This window comes from Bacillus sp. RCC_6_1 (assembly GCF_041360755.1).
Classification (GTDB): Bacteria; Bacillota; Bacilli; order Bacillales; family Bacillaceae_G; genus Bacillus_A; species Bacillus_A cereus.
Map to the genome: position 1 here is coordinate 1,091,289 of NZ_JBFUPV010000002.1, position 22,257 is coordinate 1,113,545.

Below are 22,257 nucleotides of genomic sequence, written 5' to 3' on the forward strand. Positions count from 1 at the left end.
AATTTTCCAAAAGATATTCTTTGTTAAGATAAAAAGCATACATACAAAAAGCATTGACATATCTTAAAAATGTATTTTCAAGATATAGTGGGGGAAAAGATGAGATTAGAAAAACAATTAATAAAAAAGGTGTATTATGAAACATTCCTAATGGAGAATGAAACAAAGTCAATTCTTGACGTACTTGGACAAGCTTATGTAAACGAAGAAAAAAATGAGATTTCTGATGGGTCTTATATTCGTTTTGCACAAGGTGAATTTTATTATCGTCATCAAGATTTTGAAGCAGCTATTTTTAAATGGGAGAAGGTTAGTAATGAATTAGCACCATGGGCACAAAAAAATATTGCGGATGCTTATTTCGAACTTAATCAATTACCATATGCTGAAAATATTTATACTTCCATTACTACTGATAATAAAATATTGATGACCGAAATTAGATTACAACTACTTTCTCTTTACATTGAGCAAAATAATTTTGATTCAGCTTTCGGTGTTATTAAAGAAGCAGTTTCTTTAAATCCTGATTATCCGAACGTCACAAAAATTGCCCGTTCCTTTTATGAGGAACAGCAAGATTTTGATAGTGCAGTAGAGCTTGCTGTGAATGAGTTAATTCGAATAGAGTCGTATCCGTGGTTTGAGGTGTTAAAAGGATATATCGATAAAGGGTTTACTAAACATATTTCACCAGACTATTTTTATGATGCATTAGCTACATTAAATAATGTAGATCAAGTACAATTTACACAAATGGTTTCATCACTTTGGAACAGTTATAAAGATGAACCAAATTATTTATTATGGCTTAATACAATAAATGAATTTTTCTTACATATTGAAATACATTCGTCCGATATATGGAACAAAGTTTCTGCTCTTTACGAAGAAACGTACTTTACATTAATTCAAGGTCAATATACGCTTAGACAATTAGACGATATCATACCAAATCTGTTAGCAAACTGGTTAAAGGTAGTCAATCCATCTTATGCTGTATTTCCATCTGCAGCTGTATTGGCATGGGATGAGATTTTCCCTTCCAAAATAGATTCAGCAAATATAGAACATGCGGAAAACTTACTGTCACATTCTATTAATCATGTAAATGGCTTAGAGTACAGCTTACACCTTTTTGAATCTATTACACAGTGGGCACAAAAGCAGAATATAGAAATAGGTCACCGATTTAAATGGTTAGTTGACGAGCTCGCAGATTTAAGAACAAATCGTATTTTAGTAACGGGAACTTCAGGGAACGGAAAAACTACATTTATTAACTCTATATTAGGAGAAAATATATTAGAAAAATCAATTTCAAATGTAGTAGTTTTAAAAAATGATGCTCATATAGAAATAAACGCTATAACAGACTCAGCAATTACAACAACGGAAGATATCACTGATTACCATAATATGATGTCTCAGCACCATCAAACATATAGAGATAGAGCGTGTGTTGAATTTAAATTACCATGCAGATTTTTAAATGAAAATAAACTTACATTTGTAGTGACACCTGGCTTTAATAGAAATAACGACACTAGAGATGAGATATTCGAATATTTAAATTCTGTAGACGAATTACTGTTCGTATTGAATGCGGATTCACCTTTTACTGATAAAGAACGTGACATTCTATTAAGTATTCAAGAACATACGCCAAATTTACAAATTCATTTCTTATTAAATAAAATCGATAACATTTACAGTGAAGCAGAAGTGAAAAGGGTATTACATGATACGGCAACGAGAATAAATACATATTTCCCGTATGCGAGAATTTTCCCTTATTCCTCGTTATATACAAGTAGTCAACAATTAAATGGTTTAATCGAGTTTATTCATTTTAACTTTAATCATAAAAATATCGATGCAGAACGTACTGAAAAGTTATTATTTTTCATTCGAAAAACAATTACATATCTTTTGGAGAAACGTGTTGAGAAAGAAAATAACCTGGTGGATGCTATTAATTGGAATGAAGATATGCTAGTGAAACTAAACGGTAGCATTAATAACCTTACTGCATTTGAAAGGGAAAAAATTCATTTCATTACACAATCATATCGTTCAATGAAGACTGAAATTACAAATGATCTTACCGAAAATATTCCGAAGATATTAAAGAGCTGTTCTAATTTAATTAGTGAAGAAAGTGATTTCGGGTACATGGATACGGAACTAAATAAAGCAATGAATGAAAGAGTGCATAAATATTTAGAACAAACTGTATTACCTAATCTTGCTCTTTCTATGCAAAATTGGATTGCAACTTCTAATAATGAGCTTCTTCAAAGTCAAACGTATTTAGAAGAACTTAGTGAAGGGCTTAATTCACTATTTGGAGAAAATAAAATACAGTTAGAATGTGACTTTAAAGTGCTTGATGACTGGCGCAGAGATACTGACAGGATGACGACTAGAATACAAATGGATGAAGTAAATATTTTACGTCGATTTACGCCAGCACAATTTTTACTAAAAAGTGCCGGTAAATTATTTGGAGTTCTTCCTAAAAATAAATCTATGCTATATAACAAATATAAACAGTATGTAGAAAATGAAGATTATACTGAAGTAACGGCTTCTATTATGAAGAAATTTTTCTTGCAATTTGAGCTGTTTGAAAACACACAAGAGAGGGATATTCATATATTCTTTAGGAATCCATTTAACTCCTTAAAGCAAGCTGTAGAAAATACGCAATTAGAAATACAAGAAAAACAAGAGATGTTACATAAAATGAAATCAAATCCTGAAGTTTATCATGATTCTATCATGCTCTTTGAATTGAGATTGCGTCAATGTGAAGTAATTTTAAATATAGGTGATGATAATACCTATACAGATGTAGCTTTAGAAACAAGTGTAGAATAAAAGTAAAAGGGAGCAACTGTAATAAGTTGCTCCTTTTTCATATAGATTATTTTTCTGTTTCTTTAATTTTAGTTTGTACTTCGCCAGTTTTAATTTTATTGCTTTCTGAGAAACGTAATAAATCGCCTTCAATAATTTTGTCAGACATTCGTAATTCATTTTGTGCACGTTTAATGAGGGCTTGAGCTTCTTTTTTTGGTAAATCTACAATTTCACCTGTTATACGGTCGTAGAAAGTGTTGTTTTTGTATGCATACTTATCTGTAACGAAGCTACCATCACGTAAAACAACAAAGCCAGTATATTCATCTGAAAACATATCATGGCCAAAACGGATATCATTCGTAGAATCAACACCTAATAAATTTAGAATCGTAGGTTTCATATCGATTTGTCCCGTAGGCTTTGAAATAGTTTGACCTTCTGTTTGTCCAGGAATATGAATATATAAAGGTGTACGTTGTAAATTTAAAGTATCAAATTCTGTTATTTGATCTTTTTCTAAAAACTGTGCCATTGCACGATTATGTTTTTCGGAAATTCCATAATGATCACCGTATAACACAATAATAGAATTATCGTAAAGCCCCTCGGCCTTTAGACGTTCAATAAATTTTTTAATGGATTCGTCTAAGTAACGTGCTGTTACGATGTAACGATCAAATACGCCATTACCAGAGTTGTATGGTTCAATGAATTTTGTATCTTCATCATACGTAAATGGATAATGGTTTGTTAAAGTAAGGAAACGAGCATAGAATGGTTGATTAACAGTTTTTAATATATCTACTGATTGATCAAAGTATTCGATATCTTTTAATCCCCAATTTAAATTTGTTTCTGGTGTAATTTTGTAATCAAGCTCATTATAGTAACGATCATAACCAAGAGCAGAGTACATGATATTACGATTCCAAAATGTTGCGTTATTCGCATGGAATACAGAAGTGAAATAACCTTGCTGACGTAAAATTTCTGGAGTTGCAGTATAATCATTGTTACCGTGTGTGAAGAATACAGCTCCTCGATTTAATGGATACAACGACGTATCGATTAGAAATTCTGAATCGGATGTTTTCCCTTGACCAGTTTGATGGAAAAAGTTATCAAAGTAATAACTTTCATTTATGAATTCATTTAGGAATGGTGTAACTTCTTGCCCGTTCACTGATGCGCCTATTAAGAAGGTCTGCAAGGATTCAAGAGTGACGACAATTACGTTTTTTCCTTTCGCTGCACCAAACATATTAGGGTTTGGCTCGCTTTGATTTGCTTTTACGTAGTTTTCAGTTTCTTGTAATTTACTACTATCAGCAAGTGCTTTTTGTGACCCAGCTTTTACTTGCAGTGTTAAGTCATATACTTGGTGAGTATATAAGCCTAAATTTTTGACAAGCATGACTCGGTCGAATGATCTTGTTAATAATTCAGGGCGCTCTTTTTCTGCAAGATGTAGATTCGCAAAGAATACACCAATCGTTAAAAGAAAGTATAACAAGCGCGTAGAATGAGTTACACGTTCTGTTTTAAAGACCAATGATTTCTTTTTTAATAAAATAAAGAAGAAAACAATGTCTACGAATGCGAGTATAATTTTGTAGTTTAATATTTCTATAATACTGCCGCCTAATTGGCCAAAGTTTGAGGTTTGTCCAAGTACTGGTAATGTAACGAAATCACTATAAAAATCATAGAACATTACATTTCCAACAAGCACGATTGTTAATAAGAAATTAATACAGAGCGCTATATAATTTCGCTTTTCACCAGTTGCAAATAATGCTAATCCAACAAATGCTAATGATGCGGCTAGAGGGCTAATAAACAAAATGAGCTCTTGCGTTGAAGACTCGATTTTTAAATCAAAACTGAATCGCGTAATAAGATATGTTTTTAACCATACTGCTAAAGCCATTATTATAACAAAACTTATATTTTGCATTTGTAAATTTATTTTGTTCTTCATTTTTACACCTTCTTTATATAATTTATTTAACTAAAGTTATATATTATGTTTTTATAACTATTAGACTGTAATGAACCATTTAGACTTTGTTTTCTAAAGGGAATAATTTGAAGTATTCATATATATACAATGGGGATTTTTAAAGCGTAGTAGCATAAATATAACTCTTTTTTGAGAAACAGGCAGAAAAAGTCATAGTTGTAGTGAAATTGACTTATAGACATCCTACCATATTAAACACTATGATGATGTTACAAAATATCGAACAAATAAAAGTGAAAATGGATAGAGACTTTTAAAACTGTTGACATTCAATTTATTAGAATTGAATGCCAATCGTTTTAAATATACAGTTATATTACATATGTATTTTGTAAAATCCCGATTTTTTGTCGGTTAATCATTAGCAGGGAAGGATAGGGGTCTTATTAATATACTTTTACTATATATAAGTAAAGTGTTTTGAAATTGAAAATATTTGACTGATATTTTAATGATAGAAATTAAATGTCAGATAAGTACTTTCCAACATACAGACCACTTGCAGCTGCTTGAGATAATGAATGCGTAACGCCTGAACAATCTCCAATTAAAAATAGCCCATGTATACTAGTTTCAAAATGATTATTAATTTTTATCGTAGGAGCATAGAACTTTCCATCAATTCCATATAGTAAAGTATGTTGATCGATAGGCTCCTGTATAAATTGTTCTAAGCGTAATAAAAATTCTTTTAGCCCTTCAATATATGATTGAGGAATTTCTTGATTCAAATCTCCATAATCCCCCTGTAGTGTAGGCTGTATACGATTATGCTCCATGCTGTTTTCCACCGTAGGTTGTTTCTTTAGTAAGTCCTCTAAGCGCTGTATAACAATCCGATCTCGTCCTTGGTTAATGCCTTCAATAATTGAACTTGCGTATGTATTTGCTTCTTTGAGAGTTGGAAAATAGCGAGGAATAAATAAAGTGAAATTTAAGTTAGAAGTGCCAGTTCCTTGTTCCCGAAAATTTTGACCGTCAGGCATAACTAAACCTTCTTCGTACTTTCGAATGATGCGGCCTTGTGGATTCATACAGTAAGTAGTTGCTGTGAAATGCTCACCTTGATAAGAAAGTTTTGTTTCAAAAGTATCTTTTAATATAGAACGTAATTGATGTTCTTTCATTTCTACTCTAATTCCTAAATCTACACGTGTTTGCTCCTGAGAAATATTTAGGGAACTGCATATTTCTTTTAACCAATCGGCCCCAGAGCGCCCAGTTGCAAATACAAGTTGCTTAGTTTGAACTGTTCCTTGATTTGTCTCTATTGTAAAATGATCTTCCTGTTTCAGAATATGTTGTACATCTATATGAAATTGGATCTTTATTTTCGTCAGTAAAAATTCATAGAGCTGCTGAAAAATGTTACTGGAAAGTGTAGTACCAAGATGTCTTACTTCTGTTGTTAGCATTTGTAAACCACACGCTTCAGCTCTCTTAGTGAGACTTGAATTTTCAGTAGAATATTTTGAAACCGAACTTCCACCAAACTGACATAGAATTTCATCTACTTCAGCCATGAGTTGTATAAAACCCTCTTTACCGACTTTTTTCTCAAGTTCTCCGCCAAATCCGTTTGTATAATTAAATTTCCCTTCAGATTTTCCTAAACCACCAAACCCGAAATATTTATCACATGTAGTACAATTACACACTTTTCCTTCGTCTAAAGGACAATGGCGATCTTCTAGCGCTTTACCTTTATCAAGAATTAAAACTTTTTTGTTACTTTTAGCTAGTGAATAAGCCATAAAAATGCTACTTACTCCAGCGCCGATAATTGTAACATCATACATATTCTTCCACCTGCTAACGAATAGTTTGTTTTTTATTTTTCTAGTGTATAACAATTTTATGAAGTTAAGAAATAGCTTTTATTAATAAAGTGGGAGTTTTTGAACTTGATGCTTTATTAATTTCTACGAGTGGCGGAGTAAATACAAAAATTTTTATTTGAAAGAAGAAATAGTTTAAAAAATAACTATGTCATATGATTAATAACATCTTACATAGAAAAAAAACAGACCTTTTAAGTGAAGAGGTCTGTTAATGATTTTAAATCTTATTTAGCAAACACATGATTACCAATTACTGCTACTGTCTGACGTGTCGTAATCCACTTGTCTGTTGATGTTTTTGGATTGTAGAAATAAAGCCAGTCAGAATGTACTCCATTTGTGGAGATAGCCTCTTCTACAGCCATTTTTGCTTCTGCGCTTGCAGGCTGATTAATTCTTCCATCTGTAACAGGAGTAAATGCATATCCGTATTTAATAGGTTCATAAATAACGCCTGTTATTGTATTTGGAAAACCTTTTGCATTTACACGATTTAGTATAACTTTCGCTACTGCTACTTTTCCTTTATAGGATTCGCCACCTGCTTCGGCGGTAACTAAGCGTGCCATTAAGTCTTTTTCTTTTTGTGAAATGCTTGAGTTGATTTTTAAATGTTGTCCTGTATAAAGCTTGTTTCCGACTGTATTGTTAATTTGTTTTATAGATTGGACAGTGACATTGTAACGCCTTGCTATCGTTTCTAATGAATCTCCCGGTTGTACTTGATAAATAATTTGTCCAGAAATGTTCGCAGGCTTGGCGTTTTGAGGAACAGTGATTTCATTTGATTTCACGGACCCTGGAATATGTAACTGTTCGCCAATAAAGGTTTGATCGTTTCCTTTATTATTAGCCTGTTTAATGGATTGTATTGAAACTCCGTATTGTTTACTAATGCCCCAAAGTGTATCGTTCTTTTTTACTGTATGAATGGTAGAAGCTTCAGCTGTGCTTTGACTACATACGAATGTAATTGCAGCTGCAGATAAAGGGATTATATGTTTTAGTTTTAGTAATTTCATTGTAAATCCTCCTAAGAAAAAATTAAGGTGAAACTATTAAGTAATGTAGTTTGAAATGTATATATGCGTAATATATTAATGTAAGTATATTAGCACATATAAAATAAATAATCACTATAAGTTTCATATTCGTGTAGTGTAGAGTCCGAATATGAAATATTGCATATGAAAATACATTGAAGTTCATATTTCTGATTACTATAATCTATTTAGTAGAAAGGGAATACGTTATAGAAATGAAATCATTATAGATTAATATAATGATTAATTATTAATAGGAGGATTAATGCAATGGAAATATTTCAAAAAATGTGTGCGTCAACTGTAATCATTACAACACTTTTAGGAACAGGGGGTACTATTAATAGTGTACATGCTGATTCTATAGAACAGCAGATTAAATCAGGGATAGAACAAGAAACAGATAAGCAAATCATTGTAAAATTTAAAGCGGATTTGGATTTGCCATATGAAGATGGTATTGAAAAACAAATACAATCTCAAACGAATGATAAAGTAATAAAAGATCTTTTGACAGAATATCCAGATGTAACATTTACTCGTTTATTCACATCTGTAAGCCCGGAACAAATACAAAACCTTGAAGTGAAAGCACCTAATCATGTATCTACAAGTTTATTAAACTACTATATTCTTCAAAATCAAAATAGTGGGTATGAAGAAGAAATAGTAGATAAGTTAAAGGCATCTTCTTTAATAGAAGATGCGTATATGAAGAAACAAGAGAAAATAATGCCACCTGAAGTGCAATCATCAAGTGTAGCTCTTAATCCTAGTAACAATCCTAGATTTAAAAAACAAGGTTATCTTGAAGCGGCCCCATACGGTATTAATGCGCCTTTCGCCTGGGGAATTCAAGGCGGTAATGGAAATGGTATCACTTTTGTTGATATGGAATACGGATGGTTATTAAATCATGAGGATTTATTACATCAAAAAATTGAGTTAATGTCTGGAAGAAATATAGATCAGCATGTCGGTCATGGGACGTCTGTACTAGGAATTGTATCCTCTGAGGACAATGAAGTTGGGAATATTGGGATTGCGCCAAAAGCGAAAGCAAAGGTTATCTCTCAAATAAGAGATAATGGACAGTATAATACGGCTGATGCAATATTAAGCGCTGTAAATCAGTTAGAAGCTGGGGATGTTTTATTGTTAGAGGCACAAGCATCTTTCGATGGATATGGTGATAAATATTTACCTGTTGAAGTACAACCAGATATCTTTGATGCAATTCGTGCTGGTACAGATAAAGGGATTGTAATTATAGAGGCCGGAGCAAATGGGTGGAATGATTTAGACCAGTTCAAAGATAGAAAAGGTAAGCAAGTCTTAAATCGTAATAGTAAAGATTTTAAAGATTCGGGTGCAATTATGGTAGGAGCTGGCTCTTCATCTTTCCCTCATGAACGTATGTGGTTTTCGAATTATGGAAGCCGTATTGATGTGTACGGATGGGGAGAAAATGTAGATACAACTACAGCCGAGCAAAGTAGAAGTGCTGTAAATCTTTATACTTCAAGCTTTAGCGGAACATCTAGTGCTTCGCCAATTATTGCTGGGGCAGCGACTTTAGTACAAAGCATTGCTAAAGAAAATTTAGGACAACCATATAGACCTAGTGAACTAAGAGCAATATTAAGTAACCAGAGCACAGGAACAAAATCTAAAGATCCATATGCAGATAAAATTGGTGTTTTACCAGATTTGAAGTCTATACTAGCAAACTTAGGCTATGAACAAAGAAAACCAAACGGTGGGAATGAATTACAAGTAACAGAAAATGAACCAAATAATGAGCCTAGACAGGCAAATAAAGTTAACTTTCATACACCGGTGAAAGGAACGCTACATAATAGTGATAGAGTAGATGTATTTACTTTCCAAATTGATTCGCCGGAAAATATTAATATTTCTCTACTAAATGAACAAAATATTGGAATGACATGGGTACTTCATCATGAATCAGATTTAAATAACTATGTAGCATATGGTGAAAATGAAGGCAATGTAGTTAAAGGAACTTATAATGCAAAGCCAGGTAAATATTATTTATACGTCTATAAATATGAGAATAAAAATGGTTCATACGTATTGAACATAAAATAAGTAAAAGGAACTTCAGATGAAGTTCCTTTAAATTTTTCTAATTTAGTATATGTGAATGATTTTTTAACTTTACTTCTATGCAATATTTCATATTGATGAAATGTTATTTATTTTTTCTGAGCTAGCTTATATTATATTCAATAAGTTTGATATAAAAACAGAAAGAGAGAGGGATAATAATGAGCAATAAGAAGTTAATTTTGAAATTATTCATATGTATTACAATATTTATCACATTTGTATTTGCTTTACATGATAAGAGAGTAGTTGCAGCTAGCTCTGTTAATGAGCTTGAAAATTTGTCAAAATGGATGCAACCTATACCTGATAATATCCCGTTAGCACGAATTTCAATTCCAGGAACACACGATAGTGGGACGTTCAAGTTGCAAAATCCGATTAAGCAAGTATGGGGAATGACGCAAGAATATGATTTTCGCTATCAAATGGACCATGGAGCTCGCATTTTTGATATAAGAGGACGTTTAACAGATGATAATACGATAGTTCTTCATCATGGGCCATTATATCTTTACGTAACACTGCATGAATTCATAAATGAAGCGAAACAATTTTTAAAAGATAACCCGAGTGAAACAATTATTATGTTTTTAAAAAAAGAGTATGAGGATATGAAAGGGGCAGAAGATTCATTTAGTAGCACGTTTGAAAAAAAATATTTTGTTGATCCTATTTTTTTAAAAACAGAAGGAAATATAAAGCTTGGAGATGCTCGTGGGAAAATTGTACTACTAAAAAGATATAGTGGTAGTAATGAACCTGGAGGATATAATAATTTTTATTGGCCAGATAATGAGACGTTTACCACAACTGTAAACCAAAATGCAAATGTAACAGTACAAGATAAATATAAAGTGAGCTATGATGAGAAAGTAAAATCTATTAAAGATACGATGGATGAAACGATGAACAATAGCGAGGATTTAAATCATCTATATATTAATTTTACAAGCTTGTCTTCTGGTGGTACAGCATGGAATAGTCCATATTACTATGCCTCTTATATAAATCCTGAAATTGCAAACTATATAAAACAAAAGAATCCTTTGAGAGTGGGCTGGGTAATTCAAGACTACATAAATGAAAAGTGGTCACCATTATTGTATCAAGAAGTTATAAGAGCGAATAAGTCATTAATAAAAGAATAAAGATGATGAGAGTAAGAAGCGATAAAATATATCGCTTCTTTTTCTTTTCCAATAACCAACAATATAAATTGTACTTTTATAATAGAAAAAAATAAAAACATAAGATATAATCATACATATAAAATTTGTACCTATAAATTTTATATGTATGATTGAATTTGATTTGTTGTAATGAAATGGAGGTATATACTATGAAGTTTCCACATGATTTTTTATTCGGAGCTGCTTCAGCTTCTTATCAAGTAGAAGGTGCATGGAATGAAGATGGAAAAGGTGTTACGAATTGGGACGAGTTTTCAAAAATTCCTGGCAAAACATACAATGGAACAAATGGTGATGTAGCTGTTGATCATTATCATCGATATAAGGAAGATGTTCGCTTAATGGCTGAGATGGGATTAGAATCGTATCGTTTTTCTATTTCTTGGGCGAGAATATTGCCGACTGGAGATGGAAAGGTAAATGAAAAAGGGATTGAATTTTATAACAACTTAATTGATGAATGTTTAAAATACGGGATTGTGCCGTTTGTCACTTTATATCATTGGGATTTACCATTACCGTTAGAAAAAGATGGTGGATGGACGAATAAAAGAACAGCAGAGGCTTTCGTAAAATATGCAGAAACTTGTTTTAAGGCATTTGGTGACAGAGTTAAGCATTGGATTACTTTTAATGAGACCGTAATGTTTTGTGGATTAGGTTATTTAAAAGGTGCACATCCACCAGGAATACAAAATGATGTTCCAAAGTATTTTCAAGCTACTCATTATGTATTTTATGCACACGCGAAAACAGTTGCGGTGTACAAGCAGCTGAAACAATATGGTGAAATTGGGATTACACATGTTTTCTTACCAGCTTATAGTGTGGATGATCAAAAAGAAAATATACAAGCAGCAAATCATGCGAATGAATATGAAACGTATTGGTATTATGATCCAATTTTAAAAGGCGAGTATCCGTCTTATGTTGTACAACAATTAAAGGAAAAAGGATGGACTCCTAATTGGACGGTTGAAGAATTAGAAATCATTAAACAAAATGCAGAAGAAAATGATTTTATTGGCTTGAATTATTATCAACCAATACGAGTAGAAAGATACGATATGGATATAAAGAGTGAGGAACATTCTCGAGAAAACTCAACGCTTGCTCCAGGTAACTCTTCTTTTGATGGTTTTTATCGAACAGTTAAAATGGATGATAAAACATATACAAAATGGGGATGGGAAATATCTCCCGAAGGTTTCTTAGAGGGATTGCATATGTTGAAAGCGCGTTACGGTGACATAAAGATGTATGTAACGGAAAATGGACTTGGTGATGAAGATCCGATCATTGACGGAGAAATTGTAGATGTTCCGAGAATTAAATTTATTGAAGCGCATTTAAAAGTAATGAAGCGTGCAATTGAAGAGGGAATTAACTTAAAAGGTTATTATGCATGGTCAGTGATTGATCTTTTAAGTTGGTTAAATGGATATAAAAAGCAATATGGCTTTATTTTTGTCGATCATAATGATAACTTAAAACGTAAGAAGAAACTTTCGTTTCATTGGTATAAACGTGTGATCGAAACGAGAGGGGAAGAGTTATAACAGATAAAAGAGTATTTTAGGAGAAAGTGTATGAGTGCAAAGTATAAACAAATTGCAGATGTGTTAGAGCAAAACATTCGAGATGGGCTTTTTAATGAAACGAAAAAACTACCTACAGAAGAAGCGTTGATGAATCGATTTGAAGTAAGCCGTAATACGATACGTAAAGTAATTAGTCAGCTTGTGAATAGAGGTTATATTTTTCAAGTGCAAGGTAGTGGCATGTTTTTACGCGAAACTTCTGTAACAGATTACATTAATTTAGGAAGTTTACGTGGATTAACGAAAAATCTTGTTTCACAAAATATTGAAACGAAAGTGTTAGAGCTTGAAGTAATAGATGCGGACGAAGAGATAGCAAAGCAGATGCAATGCGAAGCTGGAACTAGGTTGTATTTTTTGAAGCGCTTAAGAATTGTAGATGCTAAACCATTCTCTATTGAAGTAAGTTATTTCAAAAAGGATATTATTCCATATTTGAACGAAGAAATAGCATTAAGCTCTGTATACAGTTATTTCATTGAAGATTTACGATTAAATATTGGTTTTGCTGATAAAGTTATTAGTTGTGAAAAAGTAAATAAAGAAAATGCACAGCTTTTAGAATTAAATGAAGGTGATCCGGCGCTTCTTATTGAAAATACAGTGTATCTTGTAAATGGAACAATTTTTGAGTTATCTCAGTCGATGTTTCATTATGAAAAGGCGAAACTTTTAAATCGAATTAATTTTAAATGAAAAATTATTGTGTGAAAAAAGCAACTGGTCCTAAGTGATCAGTTGCTTTTTATTTTTTAAGTGGATGAGCAAAAAAACACGAAAGTGGTTGGTCCGCTTTTTGCAAACATCTATTATGATAAGAGAAGAAAGGTAGTATGTTATCAACGTTTTAAAGAGGAAGGTTTTTATGTAAGTTCTTTAATTAAAATAGATGGGTCTTAGAGAGGTGAAAAGACAATGAGTTTTGCAATTTCACTAGTCGTTATTATTGTAATTGTATCGCTATTTGGGACTGTACTAGTTGCAAGAAACGTGGAGGAGAATTACGGTAAGTCTACAAAAAGAAATGTGAAAAACTTATCTGCAATCTATATTCTTCTTCTTTTTGTTCTACTAGTTGGGGTAACATGGTATGCGGTAATGATTTAATAGTTTGTAAAAGAACTGAAATGAGAGTATGAAGTTGGAATTTCAGAAGCTATTGAGTAATCAGAAAGAGAACCATTTTGGATATATCCATTTACGGATAAGAAAATGTGACTAATTAATACTATTTTTACGGTGAATACTGTTAGTAAAAAATGAGGATAGTTCGTTTTGAAAGGAGGGAACTATATGGAATGGAAACCAAATCGTGCAGATAAGACACCTGTATATAAACAAATTGCAGATTATATTGAAAGAGGCATTTCTTCAGGCGAATTTCCTTCTGATAGTAAGTTACCTTCTGAGCGTATGTTAGCAAAGGAATTACAGGTGAACCGGAGTACAATAGTAGCTGCGTATGAAGAATTAAAATCACTTGGAGTAGTAGAACGGCAAAAGGGAAGCGGAACACGGGTCAATACAGACATATGGGGTGTCTCACATAAACGAATACCGAACTGGGGTAGGTACGTGGAGGATGGATCGTTCTTACCTAACGTACCACTCGTTCAACAAATTCGAACGGAAACACAAAAAGATGATTTAATTAATTTAGCAAGTGGTGAACTGTCACCAGAATTAATTCCAAGTGATAGATTTCGAACAATTTTGTCGGAGAAAACATTTATGGAAAATCTCGGCTATGACCATCCACTTGGAAATGAGATGTTGAGAAAAACAATTGCAGCACATGTTCAGCAATATAAACAAATTGAAGCAGATTCAAGCTCTATTCTTATTACGTCAGGAGCACAACAGGCGCTTAATCTTATCGTTCAATGTTTATTAAAACCTGGCGATGCGATCGCGATTGAAGATCCTTCGTATTGTTTTTCGCTTCCAATGTTTAAATCGGCCGGTTTAAACATATTTCATTTACCTGTTGATGAGCATGGAATGAATCCAGATGACTTAATCGATTTGCACAAAAAGCATCGCATTCGTATGGTGTTTTTGAATCCAGATTATCAGAATCCGACGGGTACTGTGCTTTCATTAGCGAGACGTAAAAAAATTTTAGAACTGTCTTCTGAGTTCGGTATACCAATTGTAGAAGATGATCCGTATAGTTTAATTTCTTTTAATGGAGAAGTGAACCCAACATTAAAATCAATGGACCAAAATGGAAATGTTCTTTATATAAGTTCACTATCAAAAATTGTTGCATCAGGATTACGTATTGGATGGGTAATTGGTCCTACACGCGTAATTGAGCGTTTAGCAGATGCAAAGCAACAAGTTGATTTTGGCCATAGTGTATTTACGCAGTGGGTAGCAAATCAATTTTTAGAATCAAAGGATTTCCATACACATATTACGATACTTCGTGGACAATTGAAGCAAAGAAGAGATGAATTAATTGCAGAGCTTGAAGGAACATTGGGAGAACGAGTTGAATGTTTCGTGCCAGAGGGTGGAATACATGTATGGTGTAAAGTAACAGGAAAGTTTGATGAATATCACTTATTAGGTGAATCTATACGGAATGGTGTCGCATTTGTTCCGGGCAGTGTTTTAGGTTCGAAAAATGAATATATACGATTTACGTTTGGTAGAGCGAATATAGAACAAATTCAACTTGGAATTAAACGGTTTGCCGACACGCTAAATGAGATTTCATAATATGGATGTGTGATAGTGAAATGAGGGAAAGAAATGAAGTACGTGACGCTTTTACTTCAAGTAGGCGTGCTATATGTATTTAGCCTAGTGGGTACGTGGATTCAGGAAATATTCCATCTATCAATATCGGGGAATTTAATAGGGATGTTAATACTGTTCCTGCTCCTTTCCACTCGCGTTTTACCGTTAAAATGGTTTGAGTTAGGTTCGGAAAAGTTAATCGTATTTTTACCGTTATTTTTAATCCCTTCGACAACAGGGCTCATGGAATACGGGTCTTTTCTTTTCAGTAAGGGAAGTATTATATTCCTTTTAGTAGTTGCAAGTACTGTAGTAACTTTGATTGTTTCAGGGTATATAAGTCAATTATTAGTCACATCAAAAAAATAAAATCGACAAGGTGCACAATTCAAATGGTCTTAATTATTATTACTGTAGCAATTTATTTCTTGGCGACAAAGCTATATAAAAAATTTACGTTTGCATTTACGTTACCAGTGTTAACAGTTACGGCAATTATGATTTGTTTATTTTTGATTTTGGGTATTTCTCATCATGAGTATAGGGAAAATGGGGGAAACATTCTTTCAAGCTTATTGAGCCCTGCAATTGTAGCATTGGCCATACCTCTATTTAAAGAGCGAAAGATACTGATGAAAAATTTTTCATCGATACTAATCGGAGTAGTGATAGGTATAGTGGCTGTAACGAGCATGAATGTAGTGATTGGCGGAATTTTAAATATAGATAAGGAACTTATATTAACTACTTTACCACAGGTAGCGACAATGCCAATTGCCCTTTCAATAGCGGATCAAATTGGTGGTATTCCATCTATGACTTCTAGTTTTGTAGTTGTTGCAGGAATAACAGGTGCTATGATCGGACCAACAGTACTTAAGTTTTTCCGTATAACAAGTACGATTGGAAAAGGAGTTGGAATGGGCTGTGCATCACATATTATCGGTGTGAGTCGTTTAGTGAAAGAAGGCGAGAAAGAAGCGACTATCGGTTCGGTAACGATGATTGTAACTGGAATACTTATTAGTATACTAATACCGTATGGAACGAAATTTATTTTTTAAATGTAATGGAGATGATAACAATGACAACATGGTTTATAGTTACATTATTTGTTTTTGGAGCTATTAAAGTATTAGTTTCTAGCATGCCCACTTCTGTTGTAGAATCAATTATTAGTAGATTTGAATTGCATCAAAAGCTTGAGGCGGAAAATACTTCTATATCGATAGATGGAAAAAATATAGAGGGAGAAATGAAACTACAAGTTATTCATGAATTTAATGAGGCGTTGTTTTTAGATAAACATTATTTCCCGCCGCACGGAGAAGGGACACCAATAGTCATTGATACGAAGAAAGGGAGTAAAGAGATTAGATTTTCGCTATATAGCTATGAGGAACATGTTGATGTCATTAAGCAATATAAGAAGAAAGTCGTTGCCTATCGTTTACGCTCTAAAAGCCTTCAAACATTGACACCATTAGTAATAACGGAAGAGTATGCTTAAGAAGAAACCTATAATGGTCTCTTTATTTTTTTATCCAATTATATACGTTCCAAATAAAAGAATGAAAAATTATATAACCAAATAAAGAATATGTATGGTTCCAATTCGCACTATGTACAAATAAACCTAAACTTTCAGCAATCTGTTCAAAAAGGCTAGCACAAATACCGATTGAAATAATAAATGAAATTCTAGAAACTTTAGATAATTTTTTTGAAATGTGTATAAAGATAACTGTTAAAATCGGCAGTACGAACAATGTAAAAGCTATATTAACCGAAAATGTGGATGAGAAGGGCCTAGCCGGAAAGGAATATATTTGTTTATGAACAAAAAAGGCATCTAAGCAAGTTGCAATAATAGAAGAGAGAAAGATTGTAACTACTAATGCTAGAAACTCATTCTTCTTCTCGGAGGAGGACATTTTTCTTTGCGAGAATGGCGATTTCAATTTTTTCGAGTGTTTTGCAGTAGTCTTCTGTAATTTGTCCATTTATATTTTCCTCCTTATCAACTAAGTAATTTACAACTTGCCAATCGGTAAACCAATCTTCACTGTCAACTTCTTCATGCTTCATATCTCGCCATGCATAGATGAGTGCAGGGCTGTATATACGATAAGCGCCATTTCGTAACTGGCATTTCTTAATTCGGCGCTTATAAAACTCACGGGAAAAAGATTCATTTACACTTGAAAATAAATGGGGCCAGTAATCTTTCCTAGATCCTGTATGTGGATGGTGTTGAGCCCAGCTTATTATTTGAGATAAAACATGTGTATCTCGAAATAATAATGAGTACAATCTTTTTCCAATTAATATCCGTTCATGTAAGGAAGTGAAATGTTTCATTGTATCACCAAATAGTAATACTTTTTGTTTCTTATCATTTTCGTAGAATGGGAAAAGGATATGATTAAACTGAAAGAAATCAAAGAGTTTAAATCCAATACTATTTAGTACAGTCTTTTTAAATTGTACATTTTGAATTACTCTTTTTTCTAAGTAGTTTTGTTCATTAATAATAGTTGCAATTGCTAAAGTTTTTTTGTTACCTGTTTTCCAAAAATGGTTCCACATCGTTTCCATAAATGTAGAAACATTTAGGTGAGGGAGAAGGTGAAATAACTTTTGTGATCTCTTTACACTTTGTTCGTAAAGTAAAAATTGAGGGTATACATCTTGGAAAATAAGCCAATTCCCTCTTTCTAAAAAAGAAAAAAATATGAATTGATCTTTCTCTGATAAAATTCTCGTATATAAATCGCCCTTTAAATCAGTCATATTCCAACCGCCGTTACGTGATACCATATGCCCAAGCAGTGCCCAATGTATTTCTGGATATTGAATGTAAAATTGGTAGTATGCGCGTGTTCTTGTAACATTATTTTTATTTAGTTGTTCTGTTTGTATTTTTATTTTGTTGATGATGAGTTGTTCTTCTTTCGTTAATTTATACATGGTGTCAGAAGGAATAAGTTTGCTTTTTTGTTTCAATTCATTTTTTACGTCGAATAGGGAGAGAGGCAGTGCTTTGGAAGGTCCGTTATATGTATGATTTGAATTGCTTCGGTCCATTCCGTTACCTCCCTTTTTCATAAATTTAAACATGATTATTGGCTATGAATCATTCTATTTATTTTATTACGAGTATAAGAAATAAATGAGCGGTGTTTTTTTACAAGGAATTTATTTATCATGCAAACAGTATAAAAAATCTTACTGTTGTGAGATGAAATGAAAAACAGAAACTACGTTTAATAGTTTCTGTTTTTTTATTTTGTCAATTAAATGTAACAAACGACGATTATGATTTGAATCAATTGAAAATAATTCAATAAATATTATTTAAATTGAGATGTTTCGTAGGAGGAAGAAGAATGTTAAATAAAATAATTTTAATTACTGGTGGTACAGGTTCGTGGGGGCATGAACTTATAAAACAACTATTAGAAAAATCACCGAAAGAAATTAGAATTTTTTCAAGAAATGAAACGGTTCAGTTTGAAATGCAGCAACAGTTTATAAATGATGATAGGTTAAAATTTATTATTGGAGATATTCGTGATAAAGATCAACTAGTCTATGCTTGCCAAGGTGTACATTATGTGTTCCATCTTGCAGCTTTAAAACATGTTCCAGTATGTGAGTATTATCCTTATGAAGCTATAAAAACCAATATACATGGTACGCAAAATGTAATTGAAGCCTCTATACAGATGCAAGTTGAAAAAGTTATATATGTTTCAACGGATAAAGCAGCTGATCCATCAAATACGTATGGGATGACAAAAGCAATTGGTGAAAAATTAATGGTTCATGCGAATATACAAACGAAGAAAACAAAATTCATTTGTGTTCGTGGTGGAAATGTTTTAGGAACGAGTGGAAGTGTAGTACCACTTTTTAAACAACAAATTAAAAAATCTTCAGAAGTAGGGATTACCGATGCGAATATGACTAGATTTTTCTTAACAGTTGAAGATGCTGTTGGGTTGTTATTTAAAGCCGTATCTCAAGGTAGAGGCGGGGAAATTTTTGTTATGAAAATGCCGGCATGTAAAATAACAGATTTAGCAGAAGTATTAATTGAATATTCCGGAAAAGAAAAAGTTAAGGTAAAAGAGGTAGGGATAAGACCGGGTGAAAAATTAAGTGAAATGCTTCTATCTGAGGTAGAGAGTAAAACAAGTATAAGTTTTGATCAAAATTATTTTGTGGTACTACCGACTATTCCTATAGAAGGACTTCAAGAATATTATTCTAGCTATCCGCTAGTGGATGTGAAGAGTTTTAGTTCTCAACAAGACTTACTTGGAAAACATGAGGTGAAACAAATGCTATTAAAAGGAGGGTTTTTGCGATGAAAAAAAATGCGAGCCTTTTAATAACTGGTGCAAATGGTTTCACAGGACGCCATGCTTGCCACTATTTTTTACAGCAGGGCTTTCATGTAATTCCTATGTTTCAAAATCGTGCATATGGAGAAAAAATTAGAAATGGTATTACTTGTAATTTAACTAATAAGAGCGAAGTAATGAAGGTAATGAAACAAATAAAGCCAGACTACGTATTGCATTTAGCAGGAAGGAATTCGGTTATAGAATCTTGGACAGCTGCCCTTGAATATATAGAGGTTAATGTAATAGGAACATTATATTTATTAGAAGCAATTAAGCAAGAAGCCTCGCATTGTAGAACATTAGTTATAGGATCTGCTTTGCAAGCAGATAGTATGAACGAAATAAAAATTTCAAATCCATATAGTTTAAGTAAAACGATGCAAGTTATTATTGCAGAGGCTTGGGGAGGATTAATGGATTCAAATATTATCATTGCAAAGCCCTCAAATTTAATTGGTCCAGGGGTATCGAATGGCATTTGTTCGATTCTCGCAAAGAAAATGATAGATATAGAATCAGGTAGAAGTAAAGCTATTATCGAAGTAAACAGTTTGAAAGATAGTAGAGATTTTCTAGATGTACGTGATGCGGTCAAAGCGTATCATGTGTTATTACGAGATGGAATAAATGGAAAACAATATAATATCGGATCAGGAGTAAAACGATCTTTGTTAAATGTACTAGAACAATATAAAGAATTAACACAGCTAAATTTTTTTATAGAGGAAACAGAGAAAAGTGGGAGCGACTCAAATGAGAGTTTAGCAATAGAGGAAATAAAAAGGTTAGGTTGGATCCCAGAAATTGAATTTCATCAATCATTAAAAGATGTACTTGAGTATGCGAAGTGTAGTGACATCTGCATGCAATGAAAAACAAAAAAGGGTGTAAGAAATATATGAATGATTATGAAATAATAGATAATCAAAATACGCTATTTCTTTCAATTGTTGATGCGTTGGATTGGAGAGATGAAGAAGCGCATGTATTGCGTCTTTATGAGGCAATACATAAATATCAAGCGTATGTAGAAGAAAAAAGGGTTAAACAAATAAAGTCAGCATTAGAGACGAAAACTAGATATGTGATTCAAATCTTTGCTCAATACGAGTGTAGTGAGTATGGAAATGATTTTTATGAACTCATTAAAGATCTTTTACAAGATATAGAGGTGGAGTTAAAGATTTATATAAAAAATAATAATTTTATTTACATTTAAAAGGTAAATATAAAGCTAGATTTTTAATAATAAAGGTGGGTATAAGTTATGAGCAAAACGATTCTTTTTACTGGGGGCGGTACAGCCGGACACGTTATGATTAATATTGTATTAATTCCTAAATTTATAGAGAAAGGCTGGAGAGTCGAGTATATTGGATCCAAAAATGGAATTGAAAAATCATTAGTGCAAAATGTTAAATACAATAGTGTTTCAACGGGCAAGCTTAGGAGATATTGGGATTGGGAAAATTTTAAAGATCCTTTTAAAATTATACGAGGTTGTTTACAAAGTTATAAATTAATTAAGAAAACAAAGCCTGACGTTATCTTTTCAGCAGGAGGATTTGTTTCAGTTCCTGTAGCTATAGGAGCATGGTTAAATCGTGTGCCTATAATTATACGTGAACCAGATAGCACATTAGGACTTGCCAATAAAATAGCATTACCTTTTGCTACAAAGCTATGCACAACATTTCCTCAGACAGGAGAAAATGTAAGTAATGAGAAGAAGGTTTATGTAGGACCAATTGTAAGGGAAGAAATTGAGAAGGGTAACGTATTACGAGGAAGAAGATATTGTGAATTTCAGCAAGATAAACCAGTATTATTAATTATGGGTGGGAGTCAAGGTGCTAAGTGGATAAATGATATGGTAAGGGAATGTTTAGATACAATACTATTAAACTTTAATATTATTCATATATGTGGTAAAGGGAAGGTAGACCCATCTATTGGCATGGAGGGGTATATGCAATTTGAATATATAGGCGACGAGTTGCCGCATATACTAAATATGGCAAGTGTTGTAGTTTCCAGAGCGGGTTCTACTGCTATTTCTGAATTGTTATTTTTGAAGAAACCGATGTTGCTTATCCCGTTAACTAACAGTTCCAGCAGGGGAGATCAAGTTTTAAATGCTGAATATTTTTCACGGCAAGGATATGCGGAAGTTATACTCCAAGACAGAGTAAGTACGAATACATTTATATATGCAGTAAATAAGTTGTATACAAATAAGGAGAAATATATTCAAAACATGAATGGATATAAGAAAACAAATGATGAGGGAATTCATCAAATAATAGATATAATAAATGAAGTGGTGGAGTAATAGAAATGTAAATAGAAAAACAAAAGGAAAGAAGGTATCTTCTTTCCTTTTTACTATATTTGTTCA

The 22,257-nt window shown here is 32.6% G+C and carries 19 protein-coding genes; 14 read left to right on the forward strand and 5 right to left on the reverse strand.

Features of this window, described 5'->3' with window-relative positions; genetic code table 11:
- Window positions 1-99: 99 nt before the first annotated feature.
- Entirely contained in the window at window positions 100-2,883 is a 2,784-nt protein-coding gene (locus tag AB6801_RS11840) for a dynamin family protein (protein ID WP_097999555.1), read from the forward strand.
- A 46-nt stretch (window positions 2,884-2,929) separates the two neighbouring features.
- Here AB6801_RS11840 and AB6801_RS11845 read toward each other — a convergent pair whose 3' ends face one another.
- The 3 genes from AB6801_RS11845 to AB6801_RS11855 all read right to left on the reverse strand — a co-directional run bounded on the left by AB6801_RS11845 (window position 2,930) and on the right by AB6801_RS11855 (window position 7,754).
- Entirely contained in the window at window positions 2,930-4,849 is a 1,920-nt protein-coding gene (locus AB6801_RS11845) for an LTA synthase family protein (RefSeq protein WP_000791028.1), read from the reverse strand.
- Window positions 4,850-5,352: 503 nt separating this feature from the next.
- The gene (locus AB6801_RS11850; RefSeq protein ID WP_097999554.1) at window positions 5,353-6,690 is read right to left on the reverse strand and encodes an NAD(P)/FAD-dependent oxidoreductase; all 1,338 of its coding nucleotides are present in this window, start codon (window positions 6,688-6,690) and stop codon (window positions 5,353-5,355) included.
- Window positions 6,691-6,956: 266 nt separating this feature from the next.
- Window positions 6,957-7,754 carry a cell wall hydrolase gene (locus AB6801_RS11855; RefSeq protein ID WP_000771174.1) on the reverse strand — a complete coding sequence of 266 codons (798 nt, stop codon included), beginning with the start codon at window positions 7,752-7,754 and terminating at the stop codon, window positions 6,957-6,959.
- A gap of 291 nt (window positions 7,755-8,045) precedes the next feature.
- On the opposite strand from AB6801_RS11855, the gene AB6801_RS11860 reads away from it, so the two are divergent.
- The 9 genes from AB6801_RS11860 (at window position 8,046) to AB6801_RS11900 (ending at window position 16,957) form a co-directional block, all read left to right on the forward strand.
- Window positions 8,046-9,887 (forward strand): S8 family peptidase, encoded by a 1,842-nt coding sequence (locus AB6801_RS11860; RefSeq protein WP_000402321.1) that lies wholly within the window; start codon window positions 8,046-8,048, stop codon window positions 9,885-9,887.
- Between the two features lie 179 nt (window positions 9,888-10,066).
- Window positions 10,067-11,056 (forward strand): phosphatidylinositol diacylglycerol-lyase, encoded by a 990-nt coding sequence (gene plcA, locus AB6801_RS11865; protein ID WP_097999553.1) that lies wholly within the window; start codon window positions 10,067-10,069, stop codon window positions 11,054-11,056.
- A gap of 191 nt (window positions 11,057-11,247) precedes the next feature.
- Window positions 11,248-12,657: a glycoside hydrolase family 1 protein gene (locus AB6801_RS11870; protein WP_000671630.1), complete on the forward strand. Its 1,410-nt coding sequence runs from the start codon at window positions 11,248-11,250 to the stop codon at window positions 12,655-12,657.
- Between the two features lie 30 nt (window positions 12,658-12,687).
- A complete protein-coding gene (locus AB6801_RS11875; RefSeq protein WP_001274909.1) occupies window positions 12,688-13,395 on the forward strand; it encodes a GntR family transcriptional regulator in 708 nt (235 codons plus the stop codon).
- 219 nt (window positions 13,396-13,614) lie between these two features.
- Window positions 13,615-13,806, forward strand: coding sequence for a hypothetical protein (locus tag AB6801_RS11880; RefSeq protein WP_000006459.1), 192 nt, complete (start codon window positions 13,615-13,617; stop codon window positions 13,804-13,806).
- Between the two features lie 186 nt (window positions 13,807-13,992).
- Window positions 13,993-15,426, forward strand: a complete 1,434-nt coding sequence (gene pdxR, locus AB6801_RS11885) for a MocR-like pyridoxine biosynthesis transcription factor PdxR (protein ID WP_000454966.1) — start codon at window positions 13,993-13,995, stop codon at window positions 15,424-15,426.
- Window positions 15,427-15,459: 33 nt separating this feature from the next.
- Window positions 15,460-15,816 (forward strand): CidA/LrgA family holin-like protein, encoded by a 357-nt coding sequence (locus tag AB6801_RS11890; RefSeq protein WP_000878486.1) that lies wholly within the window; start codon window positions 15,460-15,462, stop codon window positions 15,814-15,816.
- Between the two features lie 23 nt (window positions 15,817-15,839).
- Entirely contained in the window at window positions 15,840-16,511 is a 672-nt protein-coding gene (locus AB6801_RS11895; protein WP_097997975.1) for an LrgB family protein, read from the forward strand.
- Window positions 16,512-16,531: 20 nt separating this feature from the next.
- Window positions 16,532-16,957 (forward strand): YfmQ family protein, encoded by a 426-nt coding sequence (locus tag AB6801_RS11900; RefSeq protein WP_000214645.1) that lies wholly within the window; start codon window positions 16,532-16,534, stop codon window positions 16,955-16,957.
- Window positions 16,958-16,979: 22 nt separating this feature from the next.
- On the opposite strand, the gene AB6801_RS11905 is transcribed toward AB6801_RS11900, so the two are convergent.
- Entirely contained in the window at window positions 16,980-17,381 is a 402-nt protein-coding gene (locus AB6801_RS11905; RefSeq protein ID WP_033667178.1) for a CBO0543 family protein, read from the reverse strand.
- Window positions 17,356-18,534, reverse strand: a complete 1,179-nt coding sequence (locus AB6801_RS11910) for a DUF2515 domain-containing protein (RefSeq protein WP_000376162.1) — start codon at window positions 18,532-18,534, stop codon at window positions 17,356-17,358. The genes AB6801_RS11905 and AB6801_RS11910 overlap by 26 nt, the downstream gene beginning before the upstream one ends.
- A 302-nt stretch (window positions 18,535-18,836) precedes the next feature.
- On the opposite strand from AB6801_RS11910, the gene AB6801_RS11915 reads away from it, so the two are divergent.
- The 4 genes from AB6801_RS11915 to AB6801_RS11930 are packed head-to-tail and all read left to right on the forward strand — an operon-like array spanning window position 18,837 to window position 22,191.
- Window positions 18,837-19,823 (forward strand): UDP-N-acetylglucosamine 4,6-dehydratase family protein, encoded by a 987-nt coding sequence (locus AB6801_RS11915; protein WP_000932589.1) that lies wholly within the window; start codon window positions 18,837-18,839, stop codon window positions 19,821-19,823.
- On the forward strand, window positions 19,820-20,731 hold the full coding sequence (locus tag AB6801_RS11920) for an SDR family oxidoreductase (protein WP_000739085.1): 912 nt from the start codon (window positions 19,820-19,822) through the stop codon (window positions 20,729-20,731). The genes AB6801_RS11915 and AB6801_RS11920 overlap by 4 nt, the downstream gene beginning before the upstream one ends.
- On the forward strand, window positions 20,728-21,078 hold the full coding sequence (locus AB6801_RS11925; RefSeq protein ID WP_002103505.1) for a DUF6572 domain-containing protein: 351 nt from the start codon (window positions 20,728-20,730) through the stop codon (window positions 21,076-21,078). Before AB6801_RS11920 ends, AB6801_RS11925 begins: the two co-directional genes overlap by 4 nt.
- 48 nt (window positions 21,079-21,126) lie before the next feature.
- Window positions 21,127-22,191, forward strand: coding sequence for an undecaprenyldiphospho-muramoylpentapeptide beta-N-acetylglucosaminyltransferase (locus tag AB6801_RS11930; protein ID WP_000047556.1), 1,065 nt, complete (start codon window positions 21,127-21,129; stop codon window positions 22,189-22,191).
- Window positions 22,192-22,257: the final 66 nt, after the last annotated feature.

Bases quoted from the DNA above. Each gene is read 5' to 3' on its own strand.
- AB6801_RS11840 (WP_097999555.1), top strand. From the start codon at position 100: ATGAGATTAGAAAAACAATTAATAAAAAAGGTGTATTATGAAACATTC.
- AB6801_RS11845 (WP_000791028.1), bottom strand. From the start codon at position 4,849: ATGAAGAACAAAATAAATTTACAAATGCAAAATATAAGTTTTGTTATA.
- AB6801_RS11850 (WP_097999554.1), bottom strand. From the start codon at position 6,690: ATGTATGATGTTACAATTATCGGCGCTGGAGTAAGTAGCATTTTTATG.
- AB6801_RS11855 (WP_000771174.1), bottom strand. From the start codon at position 7,754: ATGAAATTACTAAAACTAAAACATATAATCCCTTTATCTGCAGCTGCA.
- AB6801_RS11860 (WP_000402321.1), top strand. From the start codon at position 8,046: ATGGAAATATTTCAAAAAATGTGTGCGTCAACTGTAATCATTACAACA.
- plcA (WP_097999553.1), top strand. From the start codon at position 10,067: ATGAGCAATAAGAAGTTAATTTTGAAATTATTCATATGTATTACAATA.
- AB6801_RS11870 (WP_000671630.1), top strand. From the start codon at position 11,248: ATGAAGTTTCCACATGATTTTTTATTCGGAGCTGCTTCAGCTTCTTAT.
- AB6801_RS11875 (WP_001274909.1), top strand. From the start codon at position 12,688: ATGAGTGCAAAGTATAAACAAATTGCAGATGTGTTAGAGCAAAACATT.
- AB6801_RS11880 (WP_000006459.1), top strand. From the start codon at position 13,615: ATGAGTTTTGCAATTTCACTAGTCGTTATTATTGTAATTGTATCGCTA.
- pdxR (WP_000454966.1), top strand. From the start codon at position 13,993: ATGGAATGGAAACCAAATCGTGCAGATAAGACACCTGTATATAAACAA.
- AB6801_RS11890 (WP_000878486.1), top strand. From the start codon at position 15,460: ATGAAGTACGTGACGCTTTTACTTCAAGTAGGCGTGCTATATGTATTT.
- AB6801_RS11895 (WP_097997975.1), top strand. From the start codon at position 15,840: ATGGTCTTAATTATTATTACTGTAGCAATTTATTTCTTGGCGACAAAG.
- AB6801_RS11900 (WP_000214645.1), top strand. From the start codon at position 16,532: ATGACAACATGGTTTATAGTTACATTATTTGTTTTTGGAGCTATTAAA.
- AB6801_RS11905 (WP_033667178.1), bottom strand. From the start codon at position 17,381: ATGTCCTCCTCCGAGAAGAAGAATGAGTTTCTAGCATTAGTAGTTACA.
- AB6801_RS11910 (WP_000376162.1), bottom strand. From the start codon at position 18,534: ATGGACCGAAGCAATTCAAATCATACATATAACGGACCTTCCAAAGCA.
- AB6801_RS11915 (WP_000932589.1), top strand. From the start codon at position 18,837: ATGTTAAATAAAATAATTTTAATTACTGGTGGTACAGGTTCGTGGGGG.
- AB6801_RS11920 (WP_000739085.1), top strand. From the start codon at position 19,820: ATGAAAAAAAATGCGAGCCTTTTAATAACTGGTGCAAATGGTTTCACA.
- AB6801_RS11925 (WP_002103505.1), top strand. From the start codon at position 20,728: ATGAAAAACAAAAAAGGGTGTAAGAAATATATGAATGATTATGAAATA.
- AB6801_RS11930 (WP_000047556.1), top strand. From the start codon at position 21,127: ATGAGCAAAACGATTCTTTTTACTGGGGGCGGTACAGCCGGACACGTT.